The sequence below is a fragment of the Haladaptatus sp. DYSN1 genome, assembly GCF_029489995.1.
In the GTDB taxonomy this organism is placed as follows: Archaea; Halobacteriota; Halobacteria; order Halobacteriales; family Halococcaceae; genus QDMS2.
Window position 1 is genome coordinate 122,336 of record NZ_CP120471.1, and the last position, 21,064, is coordinate 143,399.

Annotated in this window: 14 protein-coding genes and 3 pseudogenes; 15 read left to right on the forward strand and 2 right to left on the reverse strand. The window is 52.9% G+C overall.

Annotation, left to right across the window (positions count from 1 at the left end):
* Window positions 1–111: 111 nt before the first annotated feature.
* From P0648_RS16825 to P0648_RS16850, 6 genes and pseudogenes are all read left to right on the forward strand, one after another.
* Window positions 112–246 (forward strand): annotated as a pseudogene (locus P0648_RS16825) (Fic family protein); the annotation flags it as partial.
* Window positions 247–353: 107 nt separating this feature from the next.
* Window positions 354–1,238 carry a hypothetical protein gene (locus P0648_RS16830; protein ID WP_277506030.1) on the forward strand — a complete coding sequence of 295 codons (885 nt, stop codon included), beginning with the start codon at window positions 354–356 and terminating at the stop codon, window positions 1,236–1,238.
* Window positions 1,239–1,436: 198 nt separating this feature from the next.
* A complete protein-coding gene (locus P0648_RS16835; RefSeq protein ID WP_277506031.1) occupies window positions 1,437–1,625 on the forward strand; it encodes a hypothetical protein in 189 nt (62 codons plus the stop codon).
* A 242-nt stretch (window positions 1,626–1,867) separates the two neighbouring features.
* Window positions 1,868–2,884: a hypothetical protein gene (locus tag P0648_RS16840; protein WP_277506032.1), complete on the forward strand. Its 1,017-nt coding sequence runs from the start codon at window positions 1,868–1,870 to the stop codon at window positions 2,882–2,884.
* Window positions 2,871–3,236: a type II toxin-antitoxin system PemK/MazF family toxin gene (locus P0648_RS16845; protein ID WP_277506033.1), complete on the forward strand. Its 366-nt coding sequence runs from the start codon at window positions 2,871–2,873 to the stop codon at window positions 3,234–3,236. Before P0648_RS16840 ends, P0648_RS16845 begins: the two co-directional genes overlap by 14 nt.
* 240 nt (window positions 3,237–3,476) lie before the next feature.
* Window positions 3,477–3,695: pseudogene (locus P0648_RS16850) on the forward strand (hypothetical protein); the annotation flags it as partial.
* Here the strand turns inward: P0648_RS16850 and P0648_RS16855 are convergent.
* Both P0648_RS16855 and P0648_RS16860 read right to left on the reverse strand, forming a co-directional pair.
* Window positions 3,599–4,375 (reverse strand): annotated as a pseudogene (locus P0648_RS16855) (DNA/RNA helicase domain-containing protein). The pseudogenes P0648_RS16850 and P0648_RS16855 sit on opposite strands and share 97 nt — an antisense overlap.
* Before the next feature lie 146 nt (window positions 4,376–4,521).
* Entirely contained in the window at window positions 4,522–5,523 is a 1,002-nt protein-coding gene (locus tag P0648_RS16860; protein ID WP_277506034.1) for a type I restriction enzyme HsdR N-terminal domain-containing protein, read from the reverse strand.
* Window positions 5,524–5,843: 320 nt separating this feature from the next.
* On the opposite strand from P0648_RS16860, the gene P0648_RS16865 reads away from it, so the two are divergent.
* From P0648_RS16865 to P0648_RS16905, 9 genes are all read left to right on the forward strand, one after another.
* Window positions 5,844–6,785: a DUF4268 domain-containing protein gene (locus P0648_RS16865; protein WP_277506035.1), complete on the forward strand. Its 942-nt coding sequence runs from the start codon at window positions 5,844–5,846 to the stop codon at window positions 6,783–6,785.
* Between the two features lie 138 nt (window positions 6,786–6,923).
* Window positions 6,924–7,661 carry a hypothetical protein gene (locus tag P0648_RS16870; RefSeq protein WP_277506036.1) on the forward strand — a complete coding sequence of 246 codons (738 nt, stop codon included), beginning with the start codon at window positions 6,924–6,926 and terminating at the stop codon, window positions 7,659–7,661.
* Between the two features lie 541 nt (window positions 7,662–8,202).
* Complete coding sequence (locus tag P0648_RS16875) at window positions 8,203–8,652, forward strand: hypothetical protein (protein ID WP_277506037.1); 450 nt, start codon at window positions 8,203–8,205, stop codon at window positions 8,650–8,652.
* Between the two features lie 503 nt (window positions 8,653–9,155).
* On the forward strand, window positions 9,156–10,565 hold the full coding sequence (locus tag P0648_RS16880; RefSeq protein ID WP_277506038.1) for an ATP-binding protein: 1,410 nt from the start codon (window positions 9,156–9,158) through the stop codon (window positions 10,563–10,565).
* Window positions 10,566–10,567: 2 nt separating this feature from the next.
* Window positions 10,568–11,251, forward strand: a complete 684-nt coding sequence (locus P0648_RS16885) for a hypothetical protein (RefSeq protein WP_277506039.1) — start codon at window positions 10,568–10,570, stop codon at window positions 11,249–11,251.
* Between the two features lie 5 nt (window positions 11,252–11,256).
* Window positions 11,257–14,634, forward strand: a complete 3,378-nt coding sequence (locus P0648_RS16890; protein WP_277506040.1) for a helicase-related protein — start codon at window positions 11,257–11,259, stop codon at window positions 14,632–14,634.
* 365 nt (window positions 14,635–14,999) lie between these two features.
* Window positions 15,000–18,404 (forward strand): DEAD/DEAH box helicase, encoded by a 3,405-nt coding sequence (locus P0648_RS16895; protein ID WP_277506041.1) that lies wholly within the window; start codon window positions 15,000–15,002, stop codon window positions 18,402–18,404.
* A complete protein-coding gene (locus tag P0648_RS16900) occupies window positions 18,401–20,068 on the forward strand; it encodes a DUF1998 domain-containing protein (protein WP_277506042.1) in 1,668 nt (555 codons plus the stop codon). The genes P0648_RS16895 and P0648_RS16900 overlap by 4 nt, the downstream gene beginning before the upstream one ends.
* Window positions 20,061–21,023, forward strand: a complete 963-nt coding sequence (locus tag P0648_RS16905; protein ID WP_277506043.1) for a phospholipase D-like domain-containing protein — start codon at window positions 20,061–20,063, stop codon at window positions 21,021–21,023. The genes P0648_RS16900 and P0648_RS16905 overlap by 8 nt, the downstream gene beginning before the upstream one ends.
* Window positions 21,024–21,064 lie beyond the last annotated feature (41 nt).

The window sequence follows — 21,064 nt, forward strand, 5'->3', positions numbered from 1 at the left end:
TTGTCAAACAGCATCGCGATCGTGACACAGCAGCCCTGAAATCCCCGGTATTAGTATACCCATAGATATGCCTACAATACATAGAGTTCGTGCCAGCGTTCGCACGTATACTATTTCGACGTCTCACGTCGGACTGCCTACAAGGTCGTCAACGACCTCGAATCGGATGGCCTCATTGAGGAAGTGACTGGGAAAGAGCGCGGGAAGGAGTACAAAGCAGCGGAGGTGTTCGGCATTCTGGAGTAGCCGGCAGTGCCTTGGTTTCAATCTGGTTGTGGATTTTTCCAGGTCTCGAATCAGTTGCACACCTCCTGAAGTTGAAATACCATAACGAGGGAAGCCATTCACAAGAGATGACGGACCACTACTCGGATTTTGAGGAATTACGACCACTTGGCGAATCGACCCACGTTCCCGACGACGAGGTTTCTGGACGGGGGAACGCTGGACGAGTAGAGCGAAAGCGAAAGGAAGAGCTCGGATCGTATCCTAATCGAGTGAGATCGACGCGGAGCGAGTTTTCCTCGTGCGGTGCGTCGATTCCTGCGAACCGTACCAAGTGTCGGTTCTGCCTCTCAAACCATCTCGATGGAACCAGCGACGATAGTCGCACCCCAGATACTGAGTGGACACTACTCCACGTCGTCCATCTGCTCGTCGAAGCATCGACGTTCTATGCCGCCGTCGCGAAGGGTGCTGCTGCAGCCACGCTCCTCACGAAGGCCGATAGAGATCCAACGGTCGACGACTGCCAGCTGCTCTACGACCTCGATACAAAGCCCGCCGCACAGCTGACCGACAAGTGGCCCTTGCTCCCCGAAGCAGTTCGAGTCACCTCTGAAAGCGGTGAACAGCTACTCACAACCGCTCGTACGCGCACGGAACAGACAGAGTCGACGCAGTCGCCGTGTGAGGGGACGCACACGACGTTCCTCTACGACGAGGGAGGGTACGACGTTAGTGAGGAAAGTCTGCTTGCAGGCATACTTGAGGGGGCCGAGAGCGACGTCTGGTTAGTGCCAGCGATTGCACTTCAGCGTTCCGTCGACGACGAGCACTCCGAGTGTCGTCAACCCAGTGTTCCCTTGAAAACACGGCTGGAATGTCGCAAGTGCGGTCGAACGACTGAGCATCAGTTCCAGGAGTTCGAGTCGCTCCCAGCTGACGAGTGGTCTGGCCAGCCAATGTGGGAGTGCCAGGTGTGTCAGTCGCCTCGTCACGGACCAGACCCCGAGTAGGATAATTGATTGGACAACATCTTAACCAACAGAGGATGTCTAGACGAAGTCTGTTGGTTAAGGCTGGTGCAGGGCTTCAGCGGGAGACATCAGCGTACCTGCGTTGTTTTTCTGCGTCCCCAGAACCCTCTGCGTTCTGGTGTGCGAACGAGACGCGCCGCGTCTCGTTAACGCCAGAAGTCGGCGGAGGCGTACATCATGGACCCACGAGACACACCAGGATACCGACTGCATCGCGCACTCAGCAACCTCAGCAGCATCGATATCGAGCAACTGGACGCTCCCGACCGAGAGCGAATCGTTGAGTCCACGACGCTTCTGGAACAGGTGGGACTACTCACTCGTCCAGGTGCTTCGGAGAAAGCAAACACCAAGGCCGAATCCTGAGGAAAGGCTCGGTCGAACAACGTCGGTTCAGCTTCTCTTCCAGTCGATTTTATTCCCCCCGAAGGGGTGCGGGGGTAGGAAAATGCCCTCAAGTACAGACAATGGTAACGTTCGATATTGAGTACTGAAGTTCCCGGCAGAGCTCAGACTACTGAGCAGCGTCATCGTACTGTACCAAATAGTCAGCACTTGAGGGTAGACAGAAAGATTAAACCCATGATGGTCGTAGAGTCTACTAACCCATGCTGACGCGCGCAGATGAGAGCGATTTAATTGACGATATCAAAGAGGGTATTGGGATTGCTCTTGAGTGGAGAGGTGCGTCAGCCACATCGATTGATTCGATTAAACTGAACAAGCTCGTGTATCTCGCTGTCCAGCGATTAGAGGTCCCACTCACCTTTGGGTGGTACAAATATGGTCCTGCTCCTGTAGATCTCCAATACTCCGAAACTGCTGTTTCTGCTACGTCGCAAGACGACCTTGACGCTCCTCATGAGTCACGGATTCCCGACAGAGGGTACTACAGCCCGATGGAATATGCCTATTTCTTCGATGAGACGTTAGACGAGTTTGACGTTATTCTACAAGCCCGTACGAAAGAATTTCTTATCTCTTTCTATGAACGTGAGGCGCCGGAACCATATGGCAATCTGTATGTCAAGAATGCTCAGCTTCAGCAGATACTAGATGAAATCAAGTCCGATGACACATGGCATGATGATGCTGATGTGTACTACCGTGAAGTAAGTCAGCGTATTGGGGAGCTCACCCGAGAATTGATGAAAATTGAGAGTCTACGGGAAGTGCAAGCTCCATTCCGCCTCTATGCAAGATTCCTAAAGCAGCTAATCGCCAATGCTTCCGCCCAGGATGCACTATCGGCATCACAACAGCGATTTATTAAACGAATTGTCGATTATTATTATGGCGGTGCGTGGAAATACGTAGCATTGAAAATTTCAGAGAACACAGTCCCTCTATCGCCAGGGAATAACAAGGACAAACTCCTGACGTCAATTGAGAATAATCGTCAGGAAATGCGTAGTGACTATCAAGACGATTTAGATACATTCAAAGAACGCGCAGTGCGCTTAGATCTCGCTCAGGAAACGGCCAGAGATAATTCTGTGTCACCTTCAGACAGTGGCAGCAATGAGCCCTCCGACAGAGAGCGTGCAGAGCTATGGTCCCGTGCTAGTGCTGAGGCACTAAATAAAAGTTATAAAAAGAGCGAGACGCCGGATGACCGTAGCTAGAGGTGATATTGTAAGGGTAGATTTTCCAGAGGAAGACGAAATACCTGACTGCGAGTTCGATAGCCCACATCCAGCCGTTGTCGTTCAAAACAACAGCGCAAATCACCAACTGGATACAGTAACAGTCATTCCCATCACAACGAACGAATATAGTGGGAAAGATTACGAAGTTCAATTGTTCCCAGACGAAGATGGTGTTGAAAGACTGAGCGTGGCAAAGATCAATCTCATTGCAAGTGTCTCTATACAAGACCGAGTCACGAACGAAGAAGAGTGGAAAATGGGAGAAATTAGCCCAATCAAGATGGACGAATTAGAAGCTGCTATCGCAAGCCACCTTTCTATTTGGTGAACATTACAACCAGATTTGAGAGATTGCGAGTACCACGTCGTCTACAATTCGGATACACTTTCGGTTGAATTCAAGACTAATTACGAGGCCAGGGACCTAATGACCACCGTTGAGGATTAAGACTGCCAGTCGGAGACCGAGAACGTCTAGCCAGCATCGTCAGTACTATTTTTGAGTGCCGGCGCATCACGTAGCGAGGCAGTGTGCAGTCGCGTGCGTCGGCAGACGAAGGTGAAAACCATGCACATGGTCATTTACGTACTGGTAGAGGCACCGACACAGAACGACGCGTTGACCACTGGGAAGACGGTGTTCGACCGACTGGTGGGTGCGGATTCACATTCATCCGCCGTGTTCGACTACTACGTGACCTTCGACGAGGAGGACACGACGATTGCGGGCAAGGCTCGATGGGGTGAGTTACCGACCGCAGCCCCCGTTGACTCGGACGATGGGCAGCAGCCCTTCATTCCACGACTCATCAGCGTTCGATAGGTGTTCTTGATCAGTTCTTCGGCTTTTGCTGTCACCTCCTCCGGCTCCTCGCGGAACTTCTTCTTGATACCAAAGAGTGAACGGTCCGTGTTCGCGCGGGCTTCGTGATCCACGACAATCTCGCCATCACGGTATTTCAGGTCATTCCCAATAATCACGCCAACGTAATCGAATTCAAGCCGCTGGCACGTATGAATACACCCGACCTCGTCAATCGAACCTTCGGCGATAGCCCACAGTTCGCTCGTGTCAAGATTCCAGCTCCGCTCGTACTCACCAATTTTGATATCCGTCGAATCAGGATCAGAGCGACTCTCTTTGTTCCACTCCCAGCAATACCCAGCGACGACTCGCGATAATCGGGTCTGCTCGTTCTTCGTTGCGATGGCCTCGTGAAGCGCCTCCGGCGTATCGAACACCTGTAGGTCGTAGTCGAGATCGAACCCGTCTGCGTTCGCCGTGGCCCTGATCTCCAGGACATCATTGAGCCACGCGATGTAGCCTTCCGAGCCGTTGCATCAGAACTGTGAATCCAATTCAACCTCCACAATCTCGGCACCCAGGTCACGGGCATGCCTTCGAATCTCGGCTTTCGAACCGATATCGTCGATATGGACACGCTGACTTTCGTCGATGAAGAACACGCTGAACTTCAGAGACGGGATTCAGGGGACGGTCTGTGGCCCACAGACGTAGAACTGCCAGTACAGTTCTTTGCAATTGAATGCCGACGTCAATCCAGTATCTGACTCCTCCACAGCCACCGTCGTTCCTTCCGACTATGAACCAGTTACCACTTCTCTCCGAATTCGCACTGGAGGCCCACCTTGTCTGGGAGTTCCCGAAGATATCGTTTCTTGTCCTTGGCACTCAACGACGTGAATAGGTAATATTCGCCTGCGACCTGCTCGTACTGTCGCATCTCTCGCCCGTTCGTGTGTGTCGGTTTGGCGTTGAGAAGTGCTCGACTCCCCCGACCGGTTCCCGGGACGTAGGGAAGCGAAACAGCGTTGAGCAACTCCTCCGTCTCGATGAGGTACTCTACGAGTGCGACCATCGCTCCTACCTGGTTATCGGCCACGACGCGGTGAACCTCAGAGCCGTCCTTGAGAAGCTTGATCGTGTACTTTCCACCATCCACTGAGTCCTCGTGTGTCCTCGAACGTGACTCGTCGGCAGGTGGTGTCCGGTGTGCCTGCTCTTCCAGTGTGGCGACGAGATCGTCGATGAACCCCTTAGCCTCATTTTCTACCGTTTGAGAGACTGACTCGCCCACGACATCTGTGACCACCACCGTGACTTCCTCCGCAAGTGACTCCTTGTTGTCCCGTAGCGAGTCGACTGCTCGCTGTACTGCTTCGATAGTCTCGGCGATGCGCTGTGACTCGCCTGATTCTATCGAACCATATGATATCGCTCGCAGTGGGTGTTCGTTCGCGGTGACTTCGTCGACGGTGAAATCCACCAGTTGAATCTCGGACGGACGGTTACTCGCGTGGTCTCGGCGATAGAGTCTGAAGCGGCGTCCGTTGGTGAGCAGTCCCCAGTCGACGCCGACCTGCCGCATGTAGCTGGACAACTGTCCCTCATGGCCGTCGATGGGCGTATCGCATCCCTTCGCTTCCACGAAAACCACCGGCGTGCCCTCAAGCTTGAGTGCGTAGTCAACCTTCTTCGTGCCCGTCCCCATCTGAACGGAGTACTCTAGTTCGACGTCTGCGGAGAGCATATCCCAGCCGAGAAGCTCGAGAAGGGGCTCAATGATTTTTCGCTTCGTGTTCTGTTCGTCCATCTGCGGAGACGCTTCGATGAGAGAGGACGAACACTCCGAGTAGTCGGCCAGACTGTTGCTGAGGCCCATTCGTTATCTGCTATTGCGAAGCCCCTACATAAAAGTGTGATAACGGGCCTGGCTTGTGGTGGAGACAACGGCCGTTCGATTAGTAGGCACAACAGGTGAACACGAGTAGCCTTGAATAACGCGTCGTCTCCCCCTGATGCTTCACCCTCGGTAATGCCAGACCACACTCAGAGTCTGAACTCCCAGATTCCCCTCACTCCTGTAGTCTCACCCAAACATGAATATGGATTGACTTTCATGTAGTGGACAGCATGCCCGAAGATATTGCCCGGATAGAGGAACACGAACTCCGGAGTGTCTGGCCGCACGAAGAACGAGACTTCACCAAGTGGCTCACCACCAATATCGATGAGTTAGCGGCAGAACTCGGCCTCGAGATCGAGGATGCAACCTCCGAGGAAGCAGTTGGTTCGTTCTCAGCGGATATCGTGGGCAAAGAGATGAACAGTGGCGGAACCGTCGTAATCGAGAATCAGTATGGCCCAACTGACCACGACCATCTCGGGAAGCTGCTCACGTACTCAGCAGGCAAAAGCGCGGAGTTCACTATCTGGCTCGCAGAACGCTTCCGTCCCGAGCACCGGAGCGTGCTCGAATGGCTCAACGAAAGCGGCCCAAAGGACATCAAATTCTTCGGTATTCGACCACGGGTTGTGAGTATCGAAGGGGCCGCATCCAGAGGATTCGAGTTCGAGATTCTTGTCGAGCCAAACGATTGGGAACGAGACTTAACGGACGGGTTGTCCGAGACCGAGCAAGCGTACAAAGACTTCTTCGGGCAGCTGGCGACTGCATATGCAGAACACCGTCCTGAGTGGTACAAACTGACACCACAGCCACAGCCGTGGCTTGCCTTTGGCGCAGGTCGGAGTGGACTGGCCTTCGTATGGGCGTTCCACAAAGGGCCCGAGTTTTGCGTTGAACTCTATATCGACACATCCGATCCGGAGGAGAACGATGCAATCTTCCAGACACTCCAAAGCCAACAAGAAGCGATTGAGGCAAGTTTGGACCAGGAGTTGGTCTGGCAACATCTTCCAGAGAAGCGAGCGTGTAGAATCAAGCTCACGCTGGACATCTCGGGGAAAATCACGGAACTTGGAACCGTCGAACAGAACAAACTCGTCGAGTGGGGCGTCACACAGATGGATGCCTTCCAGGATGAGTTCGAGAGCCGAATCTCAGAGCTGTAGTTCGTTCGAAGTCGGTCACGGAACGCTGGCGTTTCTGTTGTCCGAGTGTACTGTATTTGGCGTGCTATCAGGAACTCGATCGCCCAGATTCTAGTTGGAACTCTAACATTTATCGTTCTTCTTAACCTTCTCTTTTGAATGGGCAACTCACCACTCGAGGACCTTCGGTCACGACTACTCGGCAAACGCTTCTACAACCAGGGCATCGACGAGTCGTTCACCGTCGTCGGCATCGACTCGACCTTCGTGTATCTGCAGTACGACGACGGCATCGGCTGGGACGATTTACCCGGCCCAGACCTCGTCCCCGACGACGTCGCATTCATGATGGACGTGTCTGAAGGCGGCATCGACGACAGCAACTACATTCCCCTCGAACACGGACTTTCGTTCGACCACGCCTGTGCCGATGGCGAACACGCCTTCTATCCCCTGCCCCGTCAAGTGGGGTGGGATGATGCGTCTGTGTGGTACAGCTCGATCGACGGCCAACTTACTTCGAACATCTACCTGAACATCGTTCGGTGTAAACGATGTGGCCTGTCGGGGAACGTCCTCATACAGTTCCTCGACCACGAAACGCCCGACATCTGTGCGAAGTGCAGTGACGAACTCGTACCCGGCGAGGACGAGTTTGTCCGCGATGCAACCCCCGACTGGGGTGATGTCATCCTGTGTGAATCCTGTGCTGAAGCAGAGCGGGCAGCGTTTGACGACGTTGAAGTTGCCTGTGCTGACTGTGGGACAGTACTCGGTCTGGCAAGCGAAAACGAACGGATTGCTGGCAATTCGGTCCTCGGTGAGCGGCTAGGTATCGGCTCGGAAGAGTACTTCTACATCTGTGGCACCTGTCTCCAGAAGCATTCGTCTGCTTGAAGCTTGGAAGAGACCGTCGCTATCGCGCCATTTCTACCGCGACTGTTCTGAAGTCAGACGATGGTACCACGCTGAACGCCCCCGGCCGCTCGCGGTCGCTCAGGCGACATCTCGTCAGAGCCGAGAGGGGTCGCTGAGACGACCACGCAGACGCGAGTGCCCGGCCCCGTTCACTCCCACCCCGTGGTCTGGGTGGTCTTTTCCTACGGTGGATGGGCGGTGTGTCTTCGATGAACGCCCGCTCGAGCGACCGCGCCTCCGCAACGAGACCCTCCTTTCGGTCGTGCCTCGTCTGCTGGCGACCGACCATTCCGGGCGTGCGGCCTGCGGCCGTTCCGGGCGTCTGGTTTCGACGCCAGCACCAAGCGCGCTCTCGGTTGCGTCTAGCGACGGACACGAAACCGGCTTGCGTGCTGGGCGCTCGCGCCGGGTGACGCTGGCGCGCGGTGCTGGTTGCTTTGTCTCTAAGACGCGCTCGCTTCGCTCCCGATGGTCGCGTGCGAAGGCGCGAAGCGAGCGCACAGGCTGTAAAGGTGTCTTGATGGAGTTACTCTACCGTGGATACTCCACGGACGTGGAATCGACCTTGGTCGATTTTGACACAGCACTCCACTTCCTCGATGGATTGCTCGATTCGCGATCTGAATTACAGCGAGAGGTCGAGAGGGTTATCGATGGGTTTGTTTCGGAACTTGGCCCACAAATTCCCGACGCCAGTACGCTCCAAGCTATCAGATTACCCCGCCACGAACGCGATGAGCCGCTCGAGTACAATCTACTCTCGGTCATCTTGGACTACGATGGGAGCGGGATTGTCGACCAAGTCTTCCTGCAATCGGAGTTCGACCGAAGCAACCGAGTTGATACTCCAGAGCTGTTTGGTGCTGAGAATGACACGCTCCCCGTCAGTGTGCTATTGAAACTGGTGGATGCGAACTACTTAGCGTACAAGCTCAACTATTGTGGTGTGGATTCAGGCGAACCGAGATGACATTCATGTCCCAGACGAGTTCGAAGACTTGTCGGATTCGATTTCTCCCCTTTGCGGTTCTGAAGCCGATGACAAGTGTGTTGACGATAGACTCCGTGCACGATATCTGTCGAATTCTACGGAACCACGGATTGGTTCCATTCAGCCCGACTAAAACAAATCTAGATTTTCAGCCTAAACCCCAGACAGCCCATGTTGTCTGGTCTCTGCCATCTACTGGGCCACAGTAGAGTAGTGAGGTTTGAGATGTGTCTACGGTCGATTGCCCGGTTTTAAATCGTCCTAAACAATACTCGAGCGCGAAACATTCAGCGAACGTTGCTTATCAGACTAAGTTCGACGACGGAATGGTTTCGGTGGACTCAGCAATGTAATCCGGATTACAACGAAAGAAATTGGCACGTTGAGCAATGTCAACTGAAGGTACTTTTATGCTCTCTGACGATGGATTCTCATTTATGTCTAAGCGCCATAGTGTTTCCATCAACCCAGACCCGTCGTTGATGGAGGACATCGGAGCGGCGAGTTTCACGGTTGCAGAGGCTATCGTTGAACTTGTGGCGAACAGTATGGACGCCCAAGTCGAGGGAACCGATATCGAGGTTGATATCTACATAGACCCATCCGAAATTCGAGTAATCGACAACGCGAAGGGGATGAACGGCGATGTCTTGGCTCAAGCGGTCCGCCTAGGGGTGAAGATGAACAAGATTGAGAAGGTCTCGGGCTCTCGGAAGGGGATGTTCGGCCTCGGGATGAAGACTGCGTGTGCCAGCCTCGGACGCCGGTGGTCGGTTACAACCCGGCCGTTGGATGCGGACACGGAGTACTTCGTTGAGTTCGACCTCGAGGAATGGACGAACCGAACAGGCGACCCGAACTTCGAGTGGGAAGTCGAAATTGAGGAACGAGAACCTGACGAGGATGGAGTCCTGGGAACTCGCGAGCACGGAACCGCAATCGTGGTCCAAGAACTCAGGGATTACAACCCACTGGCCGGTCCTGTGCTAGATAATCTCGGCCGGGCATATAAGGGACACATCGAGGGCGGTGACGTCATCAAGGTGAACGGTAATCGAGCACAGCCACCCGAATACAATTTCATAGAAGGGTCCAAACAGGAGTTCGAAATCTCATGTGGGGACGATGAGGAACACCGAATCTATGGATGGGTGGCGTTGGACAAGAAAACCCACAACGATGACATCTTTGGCCTCAACCTCTACCGTGAGAACCAACTCGTCGAGCCTTGGAACAAGGATTTCTTCAAAGCTCATCTCATGACATCCAGAATCATCGGTGAGGTTCATCTCGATTTCGTCCCACCGAACTTCTACAAGCGGGGGTTCGAGCGACAATCTAACGAATGGAAGGAAGCCAGAAAGACGATGGAGGAGTTCCTCGGGCCGGTAGCCAAAGCCTCTCGGGAAGCGAGCAGGGGCAAAGACCCAAAGAAGTTCAGAAAAGCTGCCAGAGGCCTCCAGAAGGCCTTAGGAGGCGGGTCTGAAGCTGCGGACCCTGACGGTGGCGAGGAGGGAGAGGATGAGGACACCTCGGGGGGCGGGACAGGGGACGATGATGGTGATTCGACGCAGGATGAAGACGAGCTAGTGCAGGTCGAAGCCAGCACCCTCTCCATCGATGGCAAACGGATTCACCTTTCGTACGAGATGGCCGGGATACCCGACGAGCGTCTCCCGTGGGATTACATTTATGATGAGGCAACGGAGGAACTGCAAGCCATTCTCAACACCAACTCGCGGCTCCTCGACAAATCGGAAGACCACGAGATTGTAGGAACGTTGGCCTTGGCGGACTGCATCGCGTCCTTCCTCACTGACGAGATAGGGTACGAATCGTCCGATGCGAGACGCTATCGTAACATGTGGCTATACCAGAGGCTGGGTGAGTGAAGATGAGCGACGAGCGAAGCGATACGGCCGGCGAAGTTGAGGCTGTAAATCTCGAATCCGAGTCGCCGAAGCTGGCCCTCGTCGACCTCTGGGATTCATCAAGAGACCCATTCGACGAATGGGTACTTTCGGTCTCGCAGACCTTCTACGAAAGTGGCTTGGGAATCGAGATGGTCGCGCGGTTCTTGGACACGACCCCTGGAGAACTCGCTGCCGTCCTCGTCCTTGCGACGATGGAGGAAGACAACCTCTCGATTCTCGCAGAAGACGTTCCACCGAAGACCACGTGGTTCGCCTTCGCGGATGCAACCACCGACGAGATTGTGGCTGGATTGAAAGCGCTCGACGATATGTCCTCTGACGATGCGCCGCACGCGGTGGTGAAAGGGGCTTTCCGAGAGGTCAGCGGACCGCGGCCGGAGGAGAACGTTGCCGAACTCCCTGGAAAGGTCTTCTTCCACATGTCGACCAAAGCGAAACAGTACGGCCTGTTGAGCGGAAAGTCGAGGAAATTCCTGTTCGATATGGGGAAGAAAAGGAGAGCGGAATACGATATGTCCCCTGCTCAGGCCGATTACGCGTGCGATTTGCTTGAACAGTTGGCGGACAAGGAGGCGGTCACTCGTGATTCGCCCGACGACGACCAAGACATCTGCAACCAGGTCTTGGACGCTCTCGGACGATGACGTCAATGTCCTCGAATGATGCGCTCTTCACGGAGCTCGATTTGGACATCCTCTACGAGGGCTGGGGTCAGGATATTCTCGATTCGTTCGTCCGCCCCGTCCTCAAGTGCGCTCGTAGCTACGACCGACTGACCGGGTTCTTCACCGTCGACTCGCTATTGGCCGTCGCGGACGGTATAGATGCACTGTGGCGGAAGCAAGGGACGATGCGCCTAATTGTCGGTATCCACGACGTCCCTCATGAGATTCTCGAGGCCGAAAGGCTGGATGCAAAGACTGCTGACGAGATGGTTGAGGAGGTTAGAAGACGTTTGCTCGAGGAGGTATCGTCTGTCCAGGACGAGTTCGCTCGGGACAGGCTCGCTACGCTGGCATGGATGATGAACGACGGGTTGCTCGAGATTCGTATCGCCTGTCCGGTCGACCTTGAGAACCACCGGTCTGGAGGTATCTTCCACAACAAGCGGATGATATTCCGAGATACCGAAGGCAACACCGTCGTCGGTGTGGGCAGCCCGAACGAAACAGGCGCCGGAATGCAGGGGAACATCGAGGAGCTGAGCGTCTTTACCGATTGGGAAGAAGGGCAACGAGCGTTTGTTCAGCGCCACACAGAAAGCTTCGAGAACATTTGGAATGATAACCGTGAGTACCTCACGGTCGTCGAACTCGATGTTTCTTTCGCGAACGAACTTCTAGACCAGCTCGACGCCCCGAAACAGCCCCCTATGTTGCAGCAATCCTCCTTCGTGAAGCTCGACGAGGTACTCGAAATCGTTAAATCTAGCCCTGCATATTCGGTACTCTCGTTCGACAACGTGGGATTGTACCCACACCAAGAGCGCGTGGTCGTTGAAGCACTTAGCCGATGGCCCATTCGAGTCCTCCTCGCAGACGAAGTTGGCCTTGGAAAGACCCTCGAAGCTGGGGCGATACTGACCTACTTACTGGAATTCGCCGATGTCGATAAAGCGACAATTCTCGCCCCAGCCAACCTCCTCAAGCAATGGCAGGAAGAACTCAAGTTGCATTTCGGGCTCGACTTTTGGCGGTGGGATTCGACGCAAACAGAATATATCTCACCCACGGGTAAAATCTGGAATCAACCGCTCGGCGGCAATCCAGTCGGTCCCGCAGCCCCTTCACGTGTCTTGATATCCGCACAACTCGCGAGAGGGACGAGGCAGCAGGGCCATATCTATGAAGACGCAGAACAGTTCCCTGACGTCATGCTCGTTGACGAGGCGCATGCTGCAAGGGTTCGACCGACCCTTGATGGCTTGTATCGCCCGACGAGACTCTGGCGACTGCTTGACGACGTTTCCCAGGAGGTAGCCCATCTTGTATTCATGACTGCAACTCCCCTTCAGACGAATCTGTATGAGTATCATTCGTTGCTCAGGTTACTGGGGTTGCCGGAACTCTGGGACGATTCTGAGGTGTACAAACGGTCGCTCGAGATTCTCTCCGGTGGCGAAAATGCAAAGAGTCTACAGAATGCTCGCTGGATTCTCCGATTGTTGGAAGCGGTAGTTAATGACATGGAATACACTCCCGACAATATCTCGCCTACCCAGCGAAAGCTCCTTGAGATGGCGAAACACTCCGGCGAGAGCCCATCGCTAGACGCTATTAACGAAGTCATGAAGGACTGGTCAAGCGCGTTCAATCTTTTGGTCAAACTCCATCCCGCACATCTTCTCACACTCAGAAACAACCGATCTTCACTCGTAGAACTCGGGTATCGTTTCCCGGAGCGGCGGTTCGAATCTCCCGCGCTCGATATCCCATTGGAAGTCAATCGGTTCTACGATGGTCTCCATGAATACCTACGGGAGGCGTACGGGTCAGTTGAGGAAGCAGCAGACCCTAATCGGGAGATTAGTCTTGGGTTCACGAAGAGTTCGTATCATCAACGGACTGCCTCGAGTCTCAATTCTGCCATCTGTAGTTTGGAGAATCGCCTGAATAAGATTGACGCGATAGTGGAAGGATACGACACGGACGCTGATGTTCTCGAAGAAGAGTACGAAGAGCCGGATATCAGTCCGGATGAGGAAGAGTCACTCTCCGAGAACACCAGTTCCGAGCAGCGACGGTTGGAACGTGCGAAGAGTATCGAATTAACTTACATTAAGGATCTGATTGGGCGATTGGAGAACTTCGTCATTGATGGTCCATTCCGTGACCCGAAGATGGATACGATGGTCGGGTTGCTGAGTGAGCACCTCCCCGAAGAGGGAGTACTCGTTTTCTCACGGTACACCGACACTCTCGATGCCTGTCTCGAAGCGTTCAGAGCAAATCAATCGGATAATCTGGATGTCGGATACGGGTTGTACACCGGACAGGATGCGTGGATTACGACGGACGAAACACAGCGTCCGGCGACCAAACAAGACGTAAAACTCGCCTTGGAAGACGAGGATATTCGGGTTGTCTTCTGTTCTGAGGCCGCCGCGGAAGGGTTGAACCTGCAGGCGGCTCGGGTGATGATAAACATCGATGTTCCTTGGAACCCGGCGAAGCTGGAGCAACGAATCGGTCGCATCGCTCGCTTGGGCCAAACGGCTGACGAGGTGGTGATATACAATCTGTGGTATCCTGATAGCGTCGAAGCGAAGATGTACACCCGCTTGACCGAACGCAAGGATTTGTACGATATCGCTGTGGGTCAGTCGCCGGAGATTGTCAGTAACGCAATCCGGTCGAGGGTCGTCTCAAGAGATAGGCGAAGTGGTGGCAACATCGAGGAAGCCATCGCGAACCTTGGCGAGATTCGACAGAGTGTCCAACATGCTGCAATTCAGAAGGTCTGGGGTTCGCCCGAAGAGCTGATTCCGCTCTCAACGAGAGTTCGAAGAGCGTTCTTGGAGGTATTGGCAGCTGTTACTCCGAACGCGACGCTCGAATCGGGGGCGTCTTCGGTTCGCGTGACACTATCCCAGCCCGATGGCAAATCGATTGTCGCGGAATCAAATCCAGAGGATAGGTCGGTCTTGACGCTCCACCATGAGATGCTGCAGGTGCTGTCTGACTTGAAAGGGACCCTACTGGCAGACGAAGAACTCTTCGTGGTCGAAGATTCGGCATCCAACCACCCGATTGGCCTTTGTCTCAAAAGGGATAATTCCATCGCCGTTATCCCCCCTGCTTCTCTTCCTCAGTTGGTCTCAAGGCTCATCAATGGGGAATCAATGCGTGCCCTTGTCCGCGAAGACGACTGGGTTCCGAGAGACGAAGCGGACATCCGCGAGCAAATCTATGCGACGTCTCAATGGCTTCCGAATCATGCTCTGTTGAAGGTTCCGTTCAATGAGTCGGACTCCAACGAAGAGCAATCATCCTGGAGCGAGCCGAATCTACATATTAGATCTCTCTGATACTCGTCTCACAGCGCAAATCGGTTAACTTTCGGCTCCTATTGGCTTCCCTAGAGAGGCACAGTCTATTAGTGACCTCCTCAACCGGCGTTCGTCCGTGATAGAAATAATTCTGCGATAAGCACATCGTACAGAGTTCTGTCGTCACATCTCCAGGGAAACTCTCGTTCATTATGGACTTCCATACAAGAAGAGAACGGATGAAATCGTTTGCTGAATCTGGTGGTTCCACATCAAACACTGCTCATGGTGTGTTCGTCATAGAACATCGTTAATACTCCTCCGGGTGAGTCACCGCTACGAATTCGGTTTTCACTTTCACCTTGTAGCCGGCGTTCATGTCACCGCGTGTGAATTGTGGTGATATGGCGGACGCTGAAATTAGCGATGACCCTCCTTCGTCGGTCTTTGAGTCGGTGCTCTCTCACCTGCGACCCGATACCGAAGACTCTTCGTATCTTGATAGACAATCACGCGAACAACTAGAGTGGTTCACATATCGTCCGGGCCGGCCACTCTCAGAGATGTCTGACGGTAACCGTCTCGTTCCCGACTCAGTAGCAGATGTTGATGGGAAAGAGTATCCTGGTCAAGCATTTCCGATGAACCAGCGTGTCACCTTGCTCTTACCCGCAGATAACCTCTCCAACTCGTCGGTAGAAGTCAATGTGGCTGGGTTCCAACCATCCCAGTTAGGTTACCGAAAGCCGTGGACGATTAGTTGGTCTCGCGTCCGAGATCAGGCACACGATGGGCTGGAGGGGGGTACCATCGGAGACTACCAAATCGAGATTGCTGGTCGAGACGCACCGAAGACGACCACTGGTCCTCCAGTTGCGTTCGAACACGGTTGGGAAGTAGAACTCAACGACCTTCCATCGAACACTACCGTCAATACGCCATGTCATTCTGCAATTCTGCGCTATTGTAATATGAACGGTGATAATCTCACGACAACCGAGACCGATTACGCTGGTGAAACAGATGCAACTCTAGACCCCGATAGAAACCGTACTATCGCTATCCAGTACGAACGACGAGAACTCGAACTGGAGTTCGAACTCGAATTGATTGATAATGCTCCTGCAGGTTACGTCCGTCTCGCTGCCGAACTACGGAACGTTACCGACGTTGACCCTGATGATTTTGTGGAGAAACGTCTCGGGTCGGTGTTGAATCCGGTGTTCTCGCTGACTTTCGAGGGGACATCTCCAATTTTCCCTGCTCAGCAACACGCACCAAACCTCCGAAGGGAGTTCGGAGTTGGAACAGTTGATGAGACTGTCGAGGAACTTCGACAGCGGGGAGAGCAACTCTACACCCAGAGACATGGGATTCTGACGCAATCTGTTCAAGATGGACAGAAGTTCCTTGCTACGATGTGGGGGGTGTACGACTTCGTAGAACAGACCTCGCCGGAGGCAAACAATGTACGTCTTGATTTGTTGGCTACTGACAAGGAGTATCTATTCGACAATTTGACTCGTCTGAGCCAGGGCGAGCGTGATGCACTCTCGGATTCGGACTCGACAATTCTCGATAATCTTCAGAGGATTCTTGCCGCCGTTCCTGAAGGCCTTGGAATCGAGGATTCTCTGTACTCAGTACAATGGGCTGCTATACAAGAGCGGATTCGGATGCTCTTGAATGACGAGTCTGGATCACTGGTCGTCAGAGCACCCACTTCAGCTGGAAAGACAGCTGTTTACTTCATCTCGACGACGTTAGTTGTCCTCGAAAATGATACACGTGCATTCCTCCCATTCCCGACGACGACACTTACAGATGGGATGTTAAAACGGCTAATAACGTTCGTCGATGCGCTTCGCGACGAGAGTGATTTCGACCTTACCTGTGGGGTCGTTATGGGGAAAGACACCAAACCGACCGAAATCGGATTGTCGCGAGAAGATGACGTCTATCTCGATGCTGCAGAGTTTACTGATTATATAGAGTCCTGTCACCAATGTGGGAATGAGCATCTTAGTGTCCACCGGGAGTGCGCGAAGTGTGGTTTCAGGGTCAATGAGGGGTGGACTAAGAACGGCCATCACCAATTCGAATGTAGAGATACATCCTGTAAATCTACTGGTGCACGCCATTATCTTGTCTGTGAAGACTGCGATTACAAGTACGACTTCGTCTTCGACCACGATGGCACAGTCCGCTACCTTCCGGACTTAGTCGTCGGTACACCGGATAAACTCTATCAAATGGCGACTACGGAGGCGTATTCCGAACACTCGACATATTCATCGCTTCCATTCTTCGGAGCACCACATACTCCGTGTACCAAGTGTGGACGTGCACTGACAGATATGAATGGGTACAGGGCGCAACAGGGAGACACTCGTATCTTCTGTACAGCATGTAACCATTCGACAGAAACGGGGTGGAATTTCCTTGACCGTCCCGAATCGTCAGATATCGAATACCGGCCGGTTGGTCACGTCGTCCTCGACGAAACACATATGTATACCGGTGAATTCGGCGCTGGAATCTCCGTCATGGTCGCATTTTTATGTGTACTTGCAACACGGCTACGAAGCCCAGGTACTCTAGGTGATATTGACCACGAAATTTCAGTAGATGCTGGCACGGCGACTACTGGGAACGCGCTTGAACACATCCAACGACTCATTAGGGAGGAGAATCCGTGCGTTGTACCGGCTGAGGACGAGAGGGGAGAACACTTTGAGGCGGACGAGGAGTCTGTCCGATACCGGATACTCGCCTTACAACCTGTCGCGACCACCAACCGGAACTCGTTCCGACGAGCAATGGTTCATTTGCACCAGGGCCTCGAAGGTGGAGACTTCGAACGAGAACTTCAGGATGCTATTTCCGATTCGGGAAGATTGTTCGATGTTGATGCCCTTCGTCTTCTACTTGGCTACGTTTACCGAAAATCGGATGGGAGCGCACTTAAAGAGACCATACAGGATTACTATCGAAAGGAAACCGGAACGAATCTCAATCTTGAGTTCATGTCCGGTGAGATGACTAAGGGCCGCAGACGGGAACTTCTAGATGCGGTCGAGAATCTTCGGATGCGGATGTTGCTCGCAAATATGGTCGTCTCACTCGGTCTCGACATCGATAATCTCAACAATATGTTGTTATATGGCGCGTGTCGATCGACAGCAGAGCAAATACAGGCCGTTGGTCGGACTGGTCGTGGTAATGCAGCAGGACACGCTGCAATTCACCTCTTCCCTAATCGGACCAGAGACGCCCACCTGTACGCCCGCTTTCACGGTATGCTCGCAAACATCGACGAGTATGTCGAGGAAGCAATTATCCAACCTACGAATCCACATGTCACCGACCAACACTTCCTAGACGTGTTGAGCCCACTATTGACGAACCAGATGGCATATCTCGAAGCAGATTCCAACCACTATGTCAAATCCCTCGTGAATCTTCTGGATACTTTGGACCCCGCAAAAGAGGTAATCGATTACTCCAACCGATACGATGGGTCTGACCGCTCCTCGATGCATCTCCGGCTACTTGAAGATATTAAGACTATTTTCGCACCAGATGGAATCGACATAGCAGAACCATTCATAGAGATAATCTACGGAAGAATAATCGACATGTACGTCGATACGATGCAACCAGAGGCAGGTCGTTTTTACAAGTCTGACCCTGGTATACTGTTGAACAAATGGTTTCAGATTAATACTAGTGACAGTGGCCTTCGGGGGTTGAGTGAGGGACAGGTTGGAATCAATATGCAGACGGATTACGGAGAACCACCGCAATGACAAGACTTTCAAAATTCAGCACGCTGACCAGACGATATCCGAACCGAATCATCATCAGAAACGGTATTCGTGCTCGCTGTCGAAATATCGAAAACACTCTAGAAGTCGAAGGTTCACGAGCACTGAAAGAAGCGGTAGCGAATCAGGTCGACGAAGCCCAGCGACGACTCCAACAACGGAAGGATGAACGAGAACAACTAATCTCAGACGCTGTTGGAGACTCGGATTCTGATGAGACAGCGCGAGACGACGCACCCACCGCCGATTGGCTCGGTCGCGGAAAAGCGATGAACGAACGTCAACGGTTTGGTGTCTCAGTGGGAGATGTCGAATTCTCGGAGATAACCGGAAACTCAGAGGTCATCGTTGAGCCCTACCCACGGGCATACCGCTGCGAGTGCGATCATCTCGGTTTTTTGAGTCCCGACATCATCGCGGACGAGTCGCAAAGGGCCAACGTTCGATGTATTGATTGTGACTCATTGGGCGAATTCGACCTGTTCCCCTACGTGTTCGTTTGTCCGCGTTGCGCCCATCTCGAACAAATTGCACCGGATGGTAACCATGTCAACCATGAGTTCGAAGGTACACTATCGTGTCCAGAGTGCAACAGAGGACATGTCGATATAGTTGGTGACGAGAACGACGTTGGCAATGTCAGCTTCGAAGCAGTCAACTGTTCAAACCCTATAAATCACGGTCCCTGGGATTTGGCGGGTGATTGTCCCGAATGTGATTTCCCAGGGACCAGTGTGGATGACGACGATGCCTCAAAACTCATCCCCGGTTCAGTTGATTCAAACCTGACCCGTGCCTGTCTTCTGAGTGATTTAACACGAGGTGGTGTCGGGAGCTATAACGAGTTCAAACGCAAGGCCGACCGCGGTGCAGGCGATCAGTTAGATTGGAACCTTGAGGAAGAACTCTCTCCACCCAGTCAGCGAATTTACAGGGAACTTGGTGTTGTGTCTGCGTTTAGTCTCAACGACATGGAGTCATCTAACGTTGCGTACGGTTACACACCAACGACAAGTCGAAGACGATCATCCATCGGTGATTCCGATAAATTCATCCGGACATTTAAGCCAAAGAACACTGGTAACAGGGCGCGCGCCTTCTTGGTAAAGCAACAAGGTCGTGCGGTCTTTATCAGGTTCGATCCAGAGCACTTGTTGAATATCATCCCGAATACCGATGACGAGACTACAGTGAGTGACGTTGCCCGCCAAGAGATGGTTGTCGTAGAAGAAGCTGCACCGGGACCATTCGATGAAAAAGAACTCACTTTAATCCCAGCACTCCATTCGCTCCAACACGCTCTCTTCGAGGCTGCACGTGAGATGGCCGGTCTTGAACAGTTCCTTGGAAGCAAGATGTTCATCGAACGAGGTTCCATCGCATTAATCGAACGGGAGAACGTTGGCATGGGCGGACTGACCCAACTCATCATAGAAGAGGATGGGTCTGTTTTCATCGACTTTCTGAAACGTGCAAAAGAACGGTTGAAAACGTGTGATCGTGATTGTGATTCGGCATGTCCGGCATGCAGCTACATCGATGATGCACACTGCCACCCGTTCCTTTCTCGGGAAATAGAAGAGTACGTGCCAGCCAATGCACTCCTTGATCGGAAACGGGCTTACGAGGTGATGGGCGGTGCGTGATGATGGGCTCTACCGCTGGCTCGAAGCGCAACTTCTGTCTGGTGAGCCAGTGCAGATTCAAACGGTTGCTGAAGTGTTCGGTGAAGGTGCACCAACATACGCAAGAGAGACACTTGAACTGCTTAGGAAAAAAGAAGTCGTGGAAGAACGCCCTGGAGAAGGATATGTCGCCGTTGACGAGAATGGCGTCGAAGATGAGTTCCGTGCATTGTTTGAAGACGTTCCAAGCGGTAAATCGGATTCCGAACCGGCTGCTCCCGATAACATGACCGATGTGGAAGATAAGCTCACAGAGAAAACTGAACCCACCCCCGACACGTCGGTGACACCTGCAACCGACAGAATTGTCGTCTCTATCCCAACTGAACTCCGTTCAGAATTCGAGGACGAGGTCGATTATCCGGCGAACACTGAGGTAGTCATGCTCCGCGATGCCCTCCGAAGTGTTCTAAGCGAAGCCGAAGAGTGTGTCCGACTTTGTGTGCCGTACTTGGAGATTGACGGAATAAATCTTCTGCAGTCCGAATTCGATTCATTGGCGGAAAGTGACGTGAATCTCAAAATTCTCACACGCGGTGTGTACGACCCGATGAAATACGAAAGCGGACGAGCCCGTGATCTACATGCACTTTATCAACTCACTCAACGTTTCGCAGCCAAATCCAAGTATGGTGTTGTTGGCATCCGTGACTTCCAGGACGTCATTCGTGCCGAATCGGGAAGTAACAAACTTGAGGAGAAACTCGAGAAGAGCGTACACTTAAAGGCGGTTATCGCAGATAATCGTCTAGCATATATCGGGAGTGGAGAAGTCCGTGACAGCTCAATGTACACCAACTTTGAGGGTGGCACGCTCATTGCTACAGACGAAGTGGTTTCATTCTGGAGAGATGCGTTTGATTTCTTTTACGAACGCGGTGAACGCGTCAATATTGAATATCTCAAAAAAGATTAGTACCATCTACATATCTGAAAATCATTTGGTTTCTCATTTTT